Below are 15,692 nucleotides of genomic sequence, written 5' to 3' on the forward strand. Positions count from 1 at the left end.
ATGGATACGCAATCGCTGATGAGGGCGGCCTTTGACAGCCGCTCGCTGAACGACCTGAAGCGCGAAGCCAGCACCGACCCGAAAGGCAAGGCGCTGCAGGTGGCGAAACAGGTTGAGGGCATGTTTGTGCAGATGATGATGAAGAGCATGCGCGAAGCGCTGCCGCAGGACGGCATCTTCAGCAACGAATCGACCAAAATGTTTACCTCGATGTACGATCAGCAGATTGCGCAAGAGATTGGCAAGCGCGGTCTGGGCATGGCCGATCTTATCGTCAGGCAGATGCAGCCGGCGCAGGAGCCCGACGAGCGCGCCGGCACCGTGCCGATGCCGCTCGACGACAGCTTCATCTACAGCGCGGCGGCCTCCAGCCAGCTGGAGCAGATAGTGCGCAAAGCGGTGCCGCGCCTGCCGGTCTCGCCGACCAACCTGCCTGCCGACAGCAGCGAGTTTATCGCCCAGCTGGCGCAGCCGGCGCAGGCCGCCAGCGCTGAAAGCGGCATTCCGCACCACCTGATTCTGGCGCAGGCAGCGCTGGAATCGGGCTGGGGCCAGCGCCAGATCCTGACCCGTGACGGCAAGCCGAGCTACAACGTCTTTGGCATCAAGGCGAGCGGTAACTGGACGGGCGAAACCACCGATATCATGACCACCGAGTATGAGCGGGGCGAGGCGAAGAAGGTGCGCGCCAGTTTCCGCGTCTACCACTCCTATTTCGAGGCGCTTACCGACTACGTCAAACTGCTCTCGAACAACCCGCGCTACGCCGCCGTCACCAGCGCGCAGACTGCCGAGCAGGGCGCACACGCGCTGCAGGCCGCCGGTTACGCTACCGATCCTAAGTATGCGCAGAAGCTGGTGGGAATGATTCAGCAATTCAAGAACATGGGTGAGAAAGTGGTGAAGGCGTACAGCAAAGATTTAAACGATCTCTTCTAGCGGCTCAGCCTCAAGTTTCACGCCGGCGCGCCGATAATATCAGCAGATGCCAGACGCGTTTTTTGCGCACGGGCGAGCCTTGATGAGTGCGAGCCCGCTTAACGGGAAAGAAAGGAACCGAAATGTCCAGCATAATAAACTCTGCGATGAGTGGGCTGAGCGCCGCACAGGCGGCGCTCAGCACCACCAGCAACAACATCACCAACTATACGGTCGCAGGCTACTCGCGGCAGACGATTTTGCTGTCGCAGGCGAACAGCACCCTGCAGGGCAGCAGCTACTACGGCAATGGCGTGAACATCACCGGCGTACAGCGCGAGTATGACGAGTTCATCACGGCGCAGCTGCGCAGTTCCAGTGCCACCTACAGCGCGGCCAATACCCAGTACTCGCAAATCTCCAACATCGACGATCTGCTTTCTACTTCAACCACCAGCCTCTCGACGTCGATTCAGAGCTTCTTTACTAACCTGCAGAACGTGGTGAGCAACGCGAACGATCCGTCGGCGCGTCAGTCGATGCTGAGCAACGCCCAGGGGCTGGTGAATCAGTTCCAGACCACCGCGCAGTATCTGACCAATATGCAGAACAGCGTCAATACCGATGTCGCTTCGAACGTTAATCAGATCAACACCTTTACCAGCCAGATCGCCGATCTCAACAAGCAAATTGGCAAGCTGAGCACCGCAGGCGGCGCGCAGCCGAACGATCTGATGGATCAGCGCGACCAGCTGGTCAATAGCCTGAACAATATTGTTGGCGTCAGCGTCTCTAAGCAGGACGGCAACTATATCGTCTCAATGGGTAGCGTGACGCTGGTCAACGGCAACAAAGCTACCAGCCTGGTCGCGATGCCCTCCAGCAGCGATACGACGCGCACCACCGTCGGCTATGTCGATAACAGCGCTGGCAACGTCCAGATTGCAGAAAAGGATATCAGTACCGGCTCGCTGGGCGGTCTGCTGGCTTTCCGCTCGCAGGACCTGGACAGCGCGCAGAACCAGCTCGGCCAGCTGGCGGCCGCCTTTACCACCAGCTTCAACGCGGTGCATAAGCAGGGCTACGACAGCAACGGCAATCAGGGCGCGGACTTTTTCACTATCGGCAGCCCAACGGTGCAGAGCAACAGTAAAAACAGCTCCGCCACGACCGTAACGGCGAGCTGGACCGATACCAGCGCGCTGAAAGCCTCTAATTATACCGTCAGCTATGACGGTGCGAACTGGAACGTCATGCGCGCGTCCGACAACGTGAAGATAACCGCCACGGCCGGCACCGACGCCTCGGGTAACGCCACGCTGAGCTTCGACGGTGTCCAGCTGACCGTGAACGGCACGCCGAGCGCGCAGGACAGCTTCCTGGTGAAACCGGTGCAGAACGTTATCGGCGGCATGTCGGTCGCCATTACCAATGAATCGCAGATCGCTGCGGCGGGCGCGACGGGCGGCGAAAGCGACAACCGCAACGCCCAGAAGCTGCTGGCGCTGCAGGACGCGAAGCTGGTGAACGGCAACGCGACGCTGTCGCAGGCTTACGCCAGCATCGTCAGCACCGTGGGCAACAAAACCAGCACGCTGGAGACCGCCAGCACCACGCAGAAAAACGTGGTGACGCAGCTGACCGATCGCCAGCAGTCGGTATCTGGCGTCAACCTTGATGAAGAGTACGCCAACCTGACCAGGTATCAGCAGTACTACATGGCGAACGCGCAGGTGCTGCAAACCGCCAGCTCGATTTTCGACGCGCTGCTTAACATCCGCTAAGGAAAAGAACTATGCGACTCAGTACCAATATGATTTTTGACCAGCAGGTGCGTGGCATCAGCGATTCGCAATCCTCCTGGCTGAAAGTGGGCCAGCAGCTCTCCAGCGGCCGCCGCGTCAACAATCCCTCAGACGATCCTATCGCCGCGTCGCGCTCCGTGGTGCTGGCGCAGACTCAGGCACAGAGCAGCCAGTACTCACTGGCGCGCACCTTTGCGACGCAGGGATTGTCGATGGAAGAGAATACGCTCACCGGCGTCACCAGCACCATCCAGGATGCGCAGACGCTGATCGTAAACGGCTCGACCGGCACGTTGAGCGACGACGACCGCGGCTCTATCGCCACCCAGCTGGAGGGCCTGCGCTCGCAGCTGCTGAACCTGGCGAACAGCAAAGACGGCAACGGCCGCTATATCTTCGCCGGTTATAAAACCGACAGCGCGCCTTTTGTCGACAACGGCAGCGGCGCGGTCACCTATGCGGGCGGCAGCGACGCCATTACGCAGAAGGTGGATACCAGCCGCACCATGACCGTAGGCCACACCGGCGACGATATCTTTATGTCCATCACCGGCAACGCCAAAAAAGAGCCGGACGGCAGCGCGAGCGAAACCAATATCTTTAATATGCTCGACAGCGCCATCGCCGCGCTGAAGACGCCGCAGGCAAACGCCGACGACGCCGCGAAAAAGACGTTTCAGGATGCGATGGATAAAACCAACCGTGGCCTGGGCAACGCGCTGAACAATGTGCTGACCGTGCGCTCCGAGATCGGCACCCAGCTCTCTGAACTGAGCACGCTGGATGGGCAGGGCGGCAACCGCGACGTTATCCTGAGCAGCGAAATGAGTGACCTGGTCGACACCGACTACACCTCCGCGATCTCCAGCTATACCATGCAGCAGACGGCGCTTCAGGCCTCTTATAAAACCTTTACCGACATGTCCAAAATGTCGCTGTTTCAGCTTAATGCCTGACAAAACCTGATTCGAGCATGCCTGAACCGGACATGCTCATTTTTGTCCCACGACCCTGACCGGTATCGTGGGATTTTTTTATCCCTGAGCAATAAAAAACCCCGGCTTGCCGGGGTTTTTTGTAGGTCGCGTCGGGTGATTACGCGCTTTCAGGTCGGGTCGCCGGAGCGGTGGCCTGATGCGTGGCGCTGTGACCGCCCGCTGCACCTTTGCCTTCGAAGGCGAACGGCGCACGCACCCAGTCGCTGTGGCGTGCCGGCTCCGGCTGCCAGGCTGGCGCCGGGGCTTTCGTCATCGGCGCAGAAGCGTGATGGGTAAAGCGAACGGCGGCTTCCTGCGGCATGATTGCCTGCGGCGCGGCGTCACGTGCCGGAACGGGCGCATGCGGCTCGCTAAGCGGCTCAGGCGCGCGTTCTGCTGCAACCGGCGCGTTCAGCACCTCTTCAACCTGCGCTTCTGCTTCCGGCGTAACGTCATGCGCGGATTCAGCGGCAATCTCGGTAGCGTCAGCGGCTGGCGTCGCCTCTTCAACCATCGGCGCGGCGGGAACAGCCTGCTCGGCGATCGCTTCCGCTACGGCTTCGTCGGCGGCCGGGATAACGGCAGGTTCATGATTTACCGGGGCCTCAATCGGCGCGGTGTTATCCGTATTCACCAGCGGGACCGGCGTTTCCGCCTGAGGTTCAGCCTGCTGCACCTCCTCAGCCTGCCCGGCTTCAGCGACATTCGGCTGCGGTAGATGCTGAGCCTCACCCTGCTGCACGTCGGCACCCGTCGTCTGCGGTGCAGTATCGGCGACAGACGGCGCGGCTTCGGCAGCGGCAACGGGCAGGGCGATAGCGCCTGCGGTCTCTTGCTGGTCAGAGACCGGCGCATCCTGCTGAGGCGCCTGCATCTCTACCGGCTGAGCGACCGGATAGCGTACCCAGACCTTGCCGGAGGCCATCTCTGGCGACGCGGCAGCAGCAGCCAGCGGCATCGCTGACTCGGTGGGATAACGCTCGTCGCGATAGCGACGACGACGCTGGCCGCTGACGCGCAGGTGGCGCGGCGAACGGCGCGAGCGGCGCGGCATATTGCCGTTGTCGCGGTTTTCCGTCTCATCCTGCTCGAACGGGGCTGGCTCGTCGATCTGCGACGCGCTGCGTGCGGCCTCTGGCTGTGTTTCCACTGCGTCCGCTGTCGGCTGCTCCGTCTCACCGCCGATACGCACTTTCTGCGTCAGCTGGCGCGGCTTGCGGCGCGGCATCACCTGAACGCGCTCCTCTTCCTGCGCTTCCGGGGTTTCGACGACATCAGCAACGGCGGCGGTTTCAGCGGCTTTGCTCGCTTCCTGCTGCGCACGCTTCTCTTCCTGACGACGACGCTGGCGCTCGGCGCGCTGTTCGCGACGCTGCTGCTGCTGCTCTTCGCGCTGCTGGCGCGCTTCATCGCTCAGAACCGGGCTGCGCTCTTCGCGCGCGTCGTTCTGCGGTGACTGGCGCTTGTTGCGACGCGTATCGGCGTTGTCGCGCGGCTCGCGGCTTTCACGCGGTTCGCGATTTTCACGCGGCTCACGATTTTCGCGTGGCTCGCGGCTCTCACGGTTTTCACGCGGCTCGCGGCTGTCGCCGTTGCGCGGCGTACGCTCGCGACGGTTGTTGTTGCGGCGATTGTTGCGGCGATCGCCGCGCTCTTTGGCGCTGCTGTCGTTCTCGCTGCCTTCGCTGCTGGCCTGCGGCGCTGGCGTCGCTTCCACGGCGGGTGCCGGAGCGGGCTCGTCGCCGCCGAACAGTTTTTTCAGCAGACGGCTAAAGAAGCCGGTACCGCTGGCGGCGGCTGGGGCGGCGGCGGCCGGTTTGGCTGCAGGCTGTGGCTCAACGGCTTTAGGCTGCTCGGCAGGGGTCTCGGCCGGCGCCGGTGGCGCGTCAGGCATGACGAAAGCGGCCAGCGCAGGTTGCTCAGGACGACGGCGCTCGGCGTGCTCCTCTTCCGACGGCATCGCCATTTCAGCTTCATGCAGCTTCGGCAGGTGATAGCTGAGGGTCTGTGTCTCTTCGCCTTTGCGCACGCGCAGCACGGAGTAGTGCGGCGTTTCCATACGGTCGTCCGGCACGATAATCGCGCGAACGCCGCCCTGGCGCTTCTCAATCGCGTTCACCGCTTCACGTTTTTCGTTCAGCAGGTAAGAGGCGATCTGCACCGGGACAATGGCGTGCACCTCTTTGGTATTGTCTTTCAGCGCTTCTTCTTCAATCAGGCGCAGGATTGACAGCGACAGCGATTCGTTGTCGCGGATGGTGCCGGTGCCGCTACAGCGCGGACAGACGTGATGGCTCGACTCGCCCAGCGACGGACTGAGGCGCTGGCGCGACATCTCCAGCAGGCCGAAGCGCGAAATATGGCTGATCTGAATACGCGCGCGATCCTGACGCACCGCTTCGCGCAGACGATTTTCCACCGCGCGCTGGTGACGCACCGGCGTCATATCGATAAAGTCGATAACAATCAGACCGCCCAGGTCGCGCAGACGCAGCTGACGCGCGATCTCATCTGCGGCTTCCAGGTTGGTGTTGAAGGCCGTCTCTTCGATATCGCCGCCGCGCGTAGCGCGCGCCGAGTTAATGTCGATAGCGGTCAGCGCTTCGGTGCTGTCGATAACAATTGAACCGCCTGACGGCAGGCGCACTTCGCGCTGGAAGGCGGACTCAATCTGCGATTCGATCTGGTAGTGGCTGAACAGCGGGATCTCGCCGGTATAGAGCTTGATTTTGCTGCTAAAGTCGGGACGACCAAGGGCGGCGATATGCTGGCGCGCCAGCTCAAGCACTTTCGGGTTGTCGATCAGGATTTCGCCAATGTCCTGGCGCAGGTAGTCGCGGAAGGCGCGCACGATAACGTTGCTTTCCTGATGGATCAGGAAAGGCGCAGGGCGGTTTTCAGCGGCTTTTTTGATCGCTTCCCAGTGCTTCAGACGGAAGCTCAGATCCCACTGCAGCGCCTCGGCGGATTTACCGACGCCAGCGGTGCGTACGATCAGGCCCATGCCGTCCGGCAACTCCAGCGACGAGAGCGCCTCTTTCAGCTCGGTGCGATCGTCTCCTTCGATGCGGCGGGAGATGCCGCCCGCGCGCGGATTATTCGGCATCAGCACCAGATAGCTACCCGCCAGAGAGATAAAGGTGGTCAGCGCTGCGCCTTTGTTGCCGCGCTCTTCCTTATCGATCTGAACAATCACTTCCTGGCCTTCGCGCAGCACCTCTTTAATATTCGGACGGCCTTGCGCGTTATAACTGGATGGGAAGTATTCGCGGGAGATTTCTTTCAGGGGGAGAAAACCGTGGCGCTCGGCGCCGTAATCGACAAACGCAGCTTCGAGGCTGGGTTCAATGCGGGTGATCTTACCTTTGTAGATGTTGGCTTTTTTCTGTTCGTGTCCGGGGCTTTCAATATCCAGATCGTACAGGCGTTGTCCATCAACCAGGGCAACGCGCAACTCCTCCTGCTGAGTTGCATTAATTAACATTCTTTTCATCGTTTCTGACTCGTTATTCTCACATGAGTGATAAAGCTGCGGGCATAGTTACCCTGGACGAGTTCTGACCGATGGCCCCGTGACTAAGTGCCTTACGTCAACCTCCCGGTTGTCGACTGCGCGAGGGGCGCAAATAACGTCGGTGGCCTGTTTTTCATAAGGAAAAACAGCGCCGTTGCGCTGAAATGCCTGAGAGAAATTGATAACTCCTGCATTTCAAACTTCCGTCCAGGCCGCAACCCGCAGCCCGCTAAGTGCCTGAATAAACATCACGTCTTACGCCATTGCTGCGTGTGCGTTTCATTCGGCAAAATGACTAATTAGCTCTTTTTCTGGCCTGAAATGCATCAGACGAGAAACTCAGGCATTATTCCATTGCTAACCTTCATATAGCAAGGCGACTTTTGCCGCCAGATGAAGATTAGTGATGCATAACACCTTAATATGTCGGACGAATGAGCAGGCTGCTGAAAAAGCCAGCGCACGCTGCGCTTTTTCGCGCGACAAGAGGAGAGTTAAGCACAGAAAAAGGGGTGGCGCTATCACAGGACACTATTTAGAATCGCCGCCATGAAAACAGAGAATCCTGGCGTACAGCTTGTCGCCATTTCGGCTGAAAATGCCGGACAACGCATCGATAACTTTTTACGCACCCAGCTTAAAGGCGTGCCGAAAAGCATGATTTACCGCATCCTGCGCAAAGGCGAAGTGCGGGTGAATAAAAAACGCATTAAGCCGGAATATAAGCTGGAAGAGGGCGACGAGGTGCGTATCCCGCCGGTGCGCGTCGCCGAGCGCGAAGAGCAGGCCGTGTCGCCAAAGCTGGAGAAAGTCGCGGCGCTGGCTGAGGCGATCCTCTTTGAAGACGATCATATTCTGGTGCTCAACAAACCTTCCGGTACGGCGGTGCACGGCGGCAGCGGGCTGAGCTTCGGCGTGATTGAGGGGCTGCGTGCGCTGCGTCCTGAGGCGCGTTTCCTTGAACTGGTGCACCGTCTCGATCGCGACACCTCCGGCGTGCTGCTGGTCGCCAAGAAGCGGTCGGCGCTGCGCTCGCTGCATGAGCAGCTGCGCGAAAAGGGGATGCAGAAGGATTATCTGGCGCTGGTGCGCGGCAGCTGGCCGTCGCATCTCAAGAGCGTACAGGCGCCGCTGCTGAAGAATATCCTGCAGAGCGGCGAGCGCGTGGTGCGCGTCAGCAGCGAAGGAAAACCGTCAGAAACGCGCTTTAAAGTGGAAGAGCGCTTCGCCTTCGCCACGCTGGTTAAGGCGAGTCCGGTCACGGGCCGCACCCATCAGATCCGTGTGCATACCCTGCACGCCGGTCATCCTATCGCCTTCGACGATCGTTACGGCGAGCGCGAGTTCGACAGCCAGCTCGCCTCAACCGGACTGCGTCGTCTGTTCCTGCACGCCGCCGCCCTGACCTTTACCCACCCTGGCAGCGGCGAAACGCTGCGTTTAGAGGCGCCGCTCGATAACGAACTCAAGCGCTGCCTGCAGGCGCTGCGTCAGCAAAAAAGCTGACGCGCTGTCGGCGTCATAGCAGAGGATTGATGCCGACCGCCCGCAACATGCCGCTGAGCGCAATCAGCGGCAGCCCCACCAGCGTATTAGGATCGCGCCCCTCCAGCCGCTCGAACAGGCAGATGCCAAGCCCCTCGCTTTTGAAACTCCCGGCGCACTGTAAAGGCTGCTCCTTCTCTATATAGGCGCGGATCTCCGCATCGCTGAGAGAGCGGAAGTGCACCACAAAGGGTTCGCAGCACTGCATCAGCGTGTCGCTGCGCGGCTGGTAAAGCGCCAGCCCGGTATAAAAGGTAATGGCGTTGCCGCTCGCCTGACGCAGCTGCGTAAAGGCGCGGTCGGGCGTGTGCGGCTTGCCGGCGATGGCGCCGTCGAGCACGCACACCTGGTCCGAGCCGATAATCCAGCTGTCGGGGTAGTCGGCGGCCAGCGCCTGCGCTTTGGCGACGGCGAGGCGCGTCACCAGGGCGTCGGCTGCTTCGCCAGCGCGCGGTGTTTCATCAACGTCTGGCGCAGCGGTAATAAAAGGCAGGCCGAGTTTGCCCAGCAGCGCCTGACGAAACGGCGAGGTTGAGGCTAAAATAAGGGAGACAGGCATTTTTTCACAATAGTAATGGCGAATTGGTGACACTCATTTTAAACTGTGCGCCGCACTGGATGCGAATAACTGGTGAAAGATGCTGTGAAACGGCCTTTTTCTTTGACTCTATGACGTTACAAAGTTAATATGCGCGCCCTATGCAAAAGGTAAAATTACCCCTGACGCTGGATCCGGTCCGCGCCGCTCAAAAACGCCTGGATTATCAGGGCGTTTACACCCCTGAACAGGTGGAGCGCGTAGCCGAATCAGTTGTTAGTGTGGACAGTGACGTGGAATGTACCATGTCGTTTGCGGTTGACAGCCAGCGCCTCGCCGTACTGCAAGGTACAGCGGACGTGCAGGTTACATTGCGCTGCCAGCGCTGCAACCAGACATTCCCTCACGCTGTCCACGTAAGCTATTGCTTCAGTCCTGTCTCAACTGATGAGCAGGCCGAGGCACTGCCGGAAGCCTACGAGCCGATCGACGTCGATGATTTTGGCGAGGTCGATCTGCTGGCGGTGATAGAGGATGAAATCATCCTCGCGCTGCCGGTCGTTCCGGTGCATGATTCTGAACACTGTGAAGTGTCCGAGGCGGACATGGTCTTTGGCAAATTGCCTGCAGAGGCGGAAAAACCAAACCCATTTGCCGTATTAGCCAGTTTAAAGCGTAAGTAATAGGAGTAAGGTCCATGGCCGTACAACAGAATAAACCCACCCGTTCTAAGCGTGGCATGCGTCGTTCGCACGATGCGCTGACCACTGCAACTCTGTCTGTAGATAAAGTTTCTGGCGAAACGCATCTGCGTCACCACATCACTGCGGATGGTTACTACCGCGGTCGCAAGGTTATCACCAAGTAAGACTTGCGCTTAGCAAGGTGATACTTTGACACGTTTGACCCTGGCTATTGATGCCATGGGCGGGGATTTCGGTCCCTGCGTGACAGTGCCTGCAGCTTTGCAGGCACTGGCCTCTCATTCGCATCTCAATCTCCTTCTGGTCGGCATTCCCGACAATATCACTCCATTGCTTGCCAAAGCGGATTCCTCGCTAACAGAACGTTTGCAGGTTATTCCTGCGGAGTCAGTTATTGCAAGCGATGCGCGGCCCTCTCAGGCTATTCGCGCCAGTCGCGGCAGCTCAATGCGTGTTGCGCTGGAGCTGGTGAAAGAGGGACGAGCCCAGGCCTGCGTCAGCGCTGGTAACACCGGCGCCCTGATGGGGCTGGCGAAATTAATGTTAAAACCGCTGGACGGCATTGAACGCCCGGCGTTGATGACCGTGCTGCCGCATCAGCAGCGCGGCAAAACGGTGGTGCTCGATTTAGGCGCCAACGTGGACTCCGACAGCGAGATGCTGGTGCAGTTTGCCGTAATGGGCGCGGTGATGGCGGAAGAGGTGTTAGCGATCCCCAATCCCCGCGTCGCGCTGCTCAATATTGGTCAGGAAGAGACCAAAGGGCTGGAGAGCATACGCGGCGCCGCCAGCATGCTGAAAGCGTCCGGGCAGATTAACTATATTGGTTACCTGGAAGGCAATGACCTGCTTACCGGCAAGACAGATGTGCTGGTGTGTGACGGTTTCGTCGGCAACGTCACGCTGAAAACCATGGAAGGCGTGGTAAGAATGTTCCTTTCCCTGCTGAAGTCTTCAGGGGAGGGCAAAAAAAGGTCATGGTGGCTGAAGCTGCTGGGGCGCTGGATTCAGAAACGTCTGGCGCAGCGCTTCGGGCATCTCAACCCCGACCAGTACAATGGCGCTTGTCTGTTAGGATTGCGCGGAACAGTGATCAAAAGCCATGGCGCGGCCAATCAACGCGCCTTTGCCGTGGCGATAGAACAGGCAGAGCAGGCGGTGCGACGGCAGGTTCCCGAACGAATCGCCGCGCGTCTTGATGCTGTATTAGCCAGGAGTGACAAAGCCTAGATGTTTACCAAAATTATCGGTACGGGCAGCTATTTGCCTAGCCAGGTGCGTTCGAACGCAGATCTGGAAAAAATGGTGGAGACGTCGGACGAGTGGATTGTAACCCGCACCGGCATCCGCGAGCGCCGCATTGCTGCCCCGGACGAAACCGTCGCCAGCATGGGCTTCGCGGCCGCGCAGCGCGCGCTGGAGATGGCGGGCGTAGACGCAGGCGACATCGGACTGATTATCGTCGCCACCACCTCGTCCAGCCACGCTTTTCCCAGCTCGGCCTGCATGATCCAGCAGATGCTGGGCATCAACGACTGCGCCGCCTTCGATCTCGCGGCCGCCTGTGCAGGCTTTACCTATGCGCTGAGCGTCGCGGACCAGTACATTAAAAACGGTGCGGTAAAGCATGCGCTGGTGATTGGCTCCGACGTGCTGGCGCGCACCCTCGATCCGAACGATCGCGGCACCATTATTCTGTTCGGCGACGGCGCGGGCGCGGTGGTATTAGGCGCGAGCGAAGAGCAGGGCATTATCTCTACGCATCTGCACGCCGACGGCCGCTACGGCCAGCTGCTGACGCTGCCTTATCAGAACCGTGCGAGCCAGGACGAGCCAGCCTATCTCACCATGGCCGGCAACGAAGTGTTCAAGGTAGCGGTAACCGAGCTGGCGCACATCGTTGACGAAACCCTCCAGGCCAATAATCTCGATCGCGAGATGCTCGACTGGCTGGTGCCGCATCAGGCAAACCTGCGCATCATCAGCGCGACGGCGAAAAAACTTGGCATGGGCATGGACAAAGTGGTGGTCACGCTGGACCGTCACGGCAATACCTCGGCGGCGTCGGTGCCCAGCGCGCTGGATGAAGCCGTGCGCGATGGCCGTATCAAACCCGGACAACTGATTCTGCTGGAAGCCTTTGGTGGCGGTTTCACCTGGGGTTCCGCACTGGTTCGCTTTTGATTCACAGGAAAGAAAGATGACGCAATTTGCCTTTGTTTTTCCCGGTCAGGGATCACAGACCGTCGGCATGCTCTCTGAGCTGGCGGCGGCCTTTCCGCTGGTGGAAGCGACCTTCCGCGAAGCGTCTGACGCGCTGGGATACGATCTGTGGCAGCTGGTCAGCGCTGGCCCGGCTGAAGAACTCAACAAAACCTGGCAGACGCAGCCTGCGCTGCTGGCCGCTTCCGTGGCGATCTATCGCGTCTGGCAGCAGCAGGGCGGTGCGCAGCCTGCGCTAATGGCTGGTCACAGCCTTGGCGAATACTCTGCGCTGGTTTGCGCTGGCGTGCTTGATTTCGCCGACGCCATCAAGCTGGTGGAGCTGCGCGGCAAGCTGATGCAGGAAGCGGTACCGGAAGGCACCGGCGCGATGCAGGCGATTATCGGTCTCGACGACGCCTCGATTCGCAAAGCCTGCGAAGAGAGCGCGCAGGGCCAGGTGGTTTCGCCGGTTAACTTTAACTCGCCGGGCCAGGTGGTCATCGCCGGAAATAAAGAAGCGGTTGAACGCGCGGGCGCAGCCTGTAAAGCCGCAGGCGCCAAGCGCGCGCTGCCGCTGCCGGTGAGCGTGCCATCGCACTGCGCGCTGATGAAGCCTGCCGCAGACAAACTGGCGGTAGCGCTGGAAAAGATAGCGTTTAACGCGCCGTCCGTTCCAGTGGTAAACAACGTTGACGTAAAATGCGAAAGCGACGCGGCTGCGATTCGTCATGCGCTGGTACGCCAGCTTTACAGCCCGGTTCGCTGGACCGAGAGCGTAGAATTTATGGCGTCGCAGGGCGTTACCCAACTGCTGGAAATGGGGCCGGGTAAAGTGCTGACGGGTCTGACCAAACGTATCGTGGACAGCCTGACGGCGACAGCGGTCAACGACCCGACGTCGCTTTCTGCAGCACTTGAACAGGAATAAGAGGATAAACATGAGCTTTGAAGGTAAAGTTGCGCTGGTAACAGGCGCGAGCCGCGGCATTGGCCGCGCGATCGCTGAAACGCTGGTCGCGCGCGGCGCGAAAGTTATCGGCACCGCGACCAGCGAAAGCGGCGCGGAAGCCATCAGCGCTTACCTCGGCGATAACGGCAAAGGTCTGCTGCTGAATGTGACCGATTCCGCATCGATCGACAGCGTGCTGGAGAAGGTTCGCGCAGAATTTGGCGAAGTAGACATTTTGGTCAATAATGCAGGCATTACGCGTGACAATCTGTTGATGCGCATGAAAGACGACGAGTGGGCGGATATCCTTGATACCAACCTGACGTCGGTCTTCCGTCTTTCCAAGGCGGTATTGCGCGCCATGATGAAAAAACGCGTGGGTCGTATCATTACCATCGGTTCCGTTGTTGGCACCATGGGCAACGCGGGCCAGGCAAACTATGCAGCAGCCAAGGCGGGTTTGATTGGCTTTAGCAAATCACTGGCGCGCGAAGTTGCGTCACGTGGCATTACCGTAAACGTCGTGGCTCCGGGCTTTATCGAGACGGACATGACGCGTGCACTGAGCGAAGATCAACGTTCCGGCATTTTGACGCAGGTTCCAGCAGGTCGTTTAGGCGACGCGCAGGAAATCGCCAATGCTGTTGCATTCTTAGCCTCTGACGAAGCAGCCTACATCACGGGTGAAACGCTGCACGTCAATGGCGGCATGTACATGGTCTGATAATCACGAAATCATTTGCATTATTTGCGGTAAAAACCGCAAAATAGCGTAAAATCGTGGTTCGACCAGCCGGGATTTTGTTGCATCTTTTTCAACATTTTATACACTACGAAAACCATCGCGAAAGCGAGTTTTGATAGGAAATTAAATAGTATGAGCGATATCGAACAACGCGTTAAGAAAATCATTGCTGAGCAGCTGGGTGTGAAAGAGGACGAAGTAACTAACTCTGCATCTTTCGTTGAAGACCTGGGTGCTGATTCTCTTGACACCGTTGAGCTGGTAATGGCTCTGGAAGAAGAGTTTGATACTGAAATTCCAGACGAAGAAGCTGAGAAAATCACTACCGTTCAGGCAGCGATCGATTACATCAATAGCCACCAAGGCTAATGAATATCTTCAGGCGGTCGCTCGACCGCCTGAGTTTTATGCTAGTTCCTTAGAGTTTTTATTTCCCCTCCCTGGAGGACGAACGTGTCTAAGCGTCGTGTAGTTGTGACCGGTCTTGGCATGTTGTCTCCTGTCGGCAAAACCGTAGAGTCTACCTGGAGTGCTCTCCTTGCCGGTCAGAGCGGCATTAACCTGATCGACCATTTTGATACGAGTGCCTACGCAACCCGTTTTGCTGGCATCGTAAAAGATTTTAATTGTGATGAAATCATCTCGCGCAAAGATCAGCGCAAGATGGATGAGTTCATCCAATACGGTATTGTTGCCGGCGTGCAGGCTATGCAGGATTCGGGTCTGGTTGTGACCGAAGAAAACGCTGGACGCATCGGCGCGGCAATTGGTTCCGGCATCGGCGGACTGGGTCTGATCGAAGAGAACCATACCTCGCTGGTCAACGGCGGTCCGCGCAAAATCAGTCCGTTCTTTGTGCCTTCCACCATCGTAAATATGATCGCCGGTCATCTGACGATTATGTATGGCATGAAAGGTCCCAGCATCTCTATCGCTACTGCCTGTACGTCTGGCGTGCACAACATCGGTCATGCGGCGCGTATCATCGCCTATAACGATGCTGACGTGATGCTGGCGGGTGGCGCAGAGAAAGCCAGCACCCCGCTGGGCGTGGGCGGCTTCGGCGCTGCGCGCGCGCTCTCTACGCGCAACGATAACCCGCAGGCGGCAAGCCGCCCGTGGGATAAAGATCGTGACGGCTTCGTGCTGGGCGACGGCGCGGGCATTATCGTGCTGGAAGAGTATGAGCACGCGAAAAAGCGCGGCGCGAAAATCTATGCGGAAATTGTCGGCTTTGGCATGAGCAGCGATGCTTACCATATGACGTCGCCGCCGGAAAACGGTGCTGGCGCCGCGCTGGCGATGGAAAATGCGCTGCGCGACGCGCAGCTGTCGGCAGAGCAGATCGGCTACGTCAACGCGCACGGCACCTCTACGCCGGCGGGTGACAAAGCGGAAGCGCAGGCGGTGAAAACGATTTTCGGCGCCTCGGCGAAAAGCGTTATGGTCAGCTCGACCAAATCAATGACCGGCCATCTGCTGGGCGCGGCAGGCGCGGTAGAGTCAATCTACTCGATTCTGGCGCTGCGCGACCAGGCGGTTCCGCCGACCATTAACCTGGACAATCCGGATGAGGGCTGCGATCTCGACTTCGTGCCGCACACCGCGCGTCAGGTGAGCGGTCTGGAGTACACGCTGTGTAACTCCTTCGGCTTCGGCGGCACGAACGGCTCATTGATTTTCCGTAAAATCTGACGATTCACGTTCTGGCAAAAGGCCCGCAAATGCGGGCCTTTTTTCTATCTGGAAAGGCTCTGAAACGGATTATCACACCACAACGCGCTACCATAGC

14 protein-coding genes are annotated in these 15,692 nt (G+C 59.0%); 12 read left to right on the forward strand and 2 right to left on the reverse strand.

Features of this window, described 5'->3' with window-relative positions:
* The 3 genes from flgJ (at nt 1) to flgL (ending at nt 3,679) form a co-directional block, all read left to right on the forward strand.
* On the forward strand, nt 1-939 hold the full coding sequence (flgJ, locus tag ACR6A7_RS09590; protein WP_434124645.1) for a flagellar assembly peptidoglycan hydrolase FlgJ: 939 nt from the start codon (nt 1-3) through the stop codon (nt 937-939).
* A gap of 122 nt (nt 940-1,061) precedes the next feature.
* Nucleotides 1,062-2,702, forward strand: coding sequence for a flagellar hook-associated protein FlgK (gene flgK, locus ACR6A7_RS09595; protein WP_434124646.1), 1,641 nt, complete (start codon nt 1,062-1,064; stop codon nt 2,700-2,702).
* Between the two features lie 11 nt (nt 2,703-2,713).
* Complete coding sequence (flgL, locus tag ACR6A7_RS09600; RefSeq protein WP_434124647.1) at nt 2,714-3,679, forward strand: flagellar hook-associated protein FlgL; 966 nt, start codon at nt 2,714-2,716, stop codon at nt 3,677-3,679.
* Nucleotides 3,680-3,818: 139 nt separating this feature from the next.
* Here the strand turns inward: flgL and rne are convergent, their stop codons facing one another.
* Nucleotides 3,819-7,193 (reverse strand): ribonuclease E, encoded by a 3,375-nt coding sequence (rne, locus tag ACR6A7_RS09605; protein ID WP_434124648.1) that lies wholly within the window; start codon nt 7,191-7,193, stop codon nt 3,819-3,821.
* Nucleotides 7,194-7,763: 570 nt separating this feature from the next.
* Here rne and rluC point away from each other — a divergent pair.
* Nucleotides 7,764-8,720, forward strand: a complete 957-nt coding sequence (rluC, locus tag ACR6A7_RS09610; protein ID WP_434124649.1) for a 23S rRNA pseudouridine(955/2504/2580) synthase RluC — start codon at nt 7,764-7,766, stop codon at nt 8,718-8,720.
* Nucleotides 8,721-8,733: 13 nt separating this feature from the next.
* On the opposite strand, the gene ACR6A7_RS09615 is transcribed toward rluC, so the two are convergent.
* Nucleotides 8,734-9,318: a Maf family protein gene (locus ACR6A7_RS09615; protein WP_434124650.1), complete on the reverse strand. Its 585-nt coding sequence runs from the start codon at nt 9,316-9,318 to the stop codon at nt 8,734-8,736.
* Between the two features lie 140 nt (nt 9,319-9,458).
* Here ACR6A7_RS09615 and yceD point away from each other — a divergent pair, with 140 nt between their 5' ends.
* The 8 genes from yceD to fabF all read left to right on the forward strand — a co-directional run bounded on the left by yceD (nt 9,459) and on the right by fabF (nt 15,595).
* Nucleotides 9,459-9,980, forward strand: coding sequence for a 23S rRNA accumulation protein YceD (gene yceD, locus ACR6A7_RS09620; protein WP_033750954.1), 522 nt, complete (start codon nt 9,459-9,461; stop codon nt 9,978-9,980).
* Between the two features lie 14 nt (nt 9,981-9,994).
* Entirely contained in the window at nt 9,995-10,165 is a 171-nt protein-coding gene (gene rpmF, locus ACR6A7_RS09625; RefSeq protein WP_017348070.1) for a 50S ribosomal protein L32, read from the forward strand.
* 25 nt (nt 10,166-10,190) lie between these two features.
* Nucleotides 10,191-11,231, forward strand: a complete 1,041-nt coding sequence (gene plsX, locus ACR6A7_RS09630; RefSeq protein WP_434124651.1) for a phosphate acyltransferase PlsX — start codon at nt 10,191-10,193, stop codon at nt 11,229-11,231.
* On the forward strand, nt 11,232-12,185 hold the full coding sequence (locus ACR6A7_RS09635; RefSeq protein ID WP_434124652.1) for a beta-ketoacyl-ACP synthase III: 954 nt from the start codon (nt 11,232-11,234) through the stop codon (nt 12,183-12,185).
* A gap of 16 nt (nt 12,186-12,201) precedes the next feature.
* Nucleotides 12,202-13,134 (forward strand): ACP S-malonyltransferase, encoded by a 933-nt coding sequence (fabD, locus tag ACR6A7_RS09640; RefSeq protein WP_434124653.1) that lies wholly within the window; start codon nt 12,202-12,204, stop codon nt 13,132-13,134.
* 10 nt (nt 13,135-13,144) lie between these two features.
* Nucleotides 13,145-13,879: a 3-oxoacyl-ACP reductase FabG gene (fabG, locus tag ACR6A7_RS09645; RefSeq protein ID WP_434124654.1), complete on the forward strand. Its 735-nt coding sequence runs from the start codon at nt 13,145-13,147 to the stop codon at nt 13,877-13,879.
* Nucleotides 13,880-14,032: 153 nt separating this feature from the next.
* On the forward strand, nt 14,033-14,269 hold the full coding sequence (gene acpP, locus ACR6A7_RS09650; RefSeq protein WP_025901771.1) for an acyl carrier protein: 237 nt from the start codon (nt 14,033-14,035) through the stop codon (nt 14,267-14,269).
* 84 nt (nt 14,270-14,353) lie between these two features.
* Nucleotides 14,354-15,595 carry a beta-ketoacyl-ACP synthase II gene (gene fabF, locus ACR6A7_RS09655; protein ID WP_434124655.1) on the forward strand — a complete coding sequence of 414 codons (1,242 nt, stop codon included), beginning with the start codon at nt 14,354-14,356 and terminating at the stop codon, nt 15,593-15,595.
* The last annotated feature ends 97 nt before the right edge of the window (nt 15,596-15,692 follow it).

Origin of the sequence: Pantoea phyllosphaerae (assembly GCF_051025595.1) — a bacterium.
In the GTDB taxonomy this organism is placed as follows: domain Bacteria; phylum Pseudomonadota; class Gammaproteobacteria; order Enterobacterales; family Enterobacteriaceae; genus Pantoea.

Bases quoted from the DNA above. Each gene is read 5' to 3' on its own strand.
- rne (WP_434124648.1), bottom strand. From the start codon at position 7,193: ATGAAAAGAATGTTAATTAATGCAACTCAGCAGGAGGAGTTGCGCGTT.
- fabD (WP_434124653.1), top strand. From the start codon at position 12,202: ATGACGCAATTTGCCTTTGTTTTTCCCGGTCAGGGATCACAGACCGTC.
- yceD (WP_033750954.1), top strand. From the start codon at position 9,459: ATGCAAAAGGTAAAATTACCCCTGACGCTGGATCCGGTCCGCGCCGCT.
- ACR6A7_RS09615 (WP_434124650.1), bottom strand. From the start codon at position 9,318: ATGCCTGTCTCCCTTATTTTAGCCTCAACCTCGCCGTTTCGTCAGGCG.
- rpmF (WP_017348070.1), top strand. From the start codon at position 9,995: ATGGCCGTACAACAGAATAAACCCACCCGTTCTAAGCGTGGCATGCGT.
- flgK (WP_434124646.1), top strand. From the start codon at position 1,062: ATGTCCAGCATAATAAACTCTGCGATGAGTGGGCTGAGCGCCGCACAG.
- rluC (WP_434124649.1), top strand. From the start codon at position 7,764: ATGAAAACAGAGAATCCTGGCGTACAGCTTGTCGCCATTTCGGCTGAA.
- ACR6A7_RS09635 (WP_434124652.1), top strand. From the start codon at position 11,232: ATGTTTACCAAAATTATCGGTACGGGCAGCTATTTGCCTAGCCAGGTG.
- fabG (WP_434124654.1), top strand. From the start codon at position 13,145: ATGAGCTTTGAAGGTAAAGTTGCGCTGGTAACAGGCGCGAGCCGCGGC.
- flgL (WP_434124647.1), top strand. From the start codon at position 2,714: ATGCGACTCAGTACCAATATGATTTTTGACCAGCAGGTGCGTGGCATC.
- flgJ (WP_434124645.1), top strand. From the start codon at position 1: ATGGATACGCAATCGCTGATGAGGGCGGCCTTTGACAGCCGCTCGCTG.
- acpP (WP_025901771.1), top strand. From the start codon at position 14,033: ATGAGCGATATCGAACAACGCGTTAAGAAAATCATTGCTGAGCAGCTG.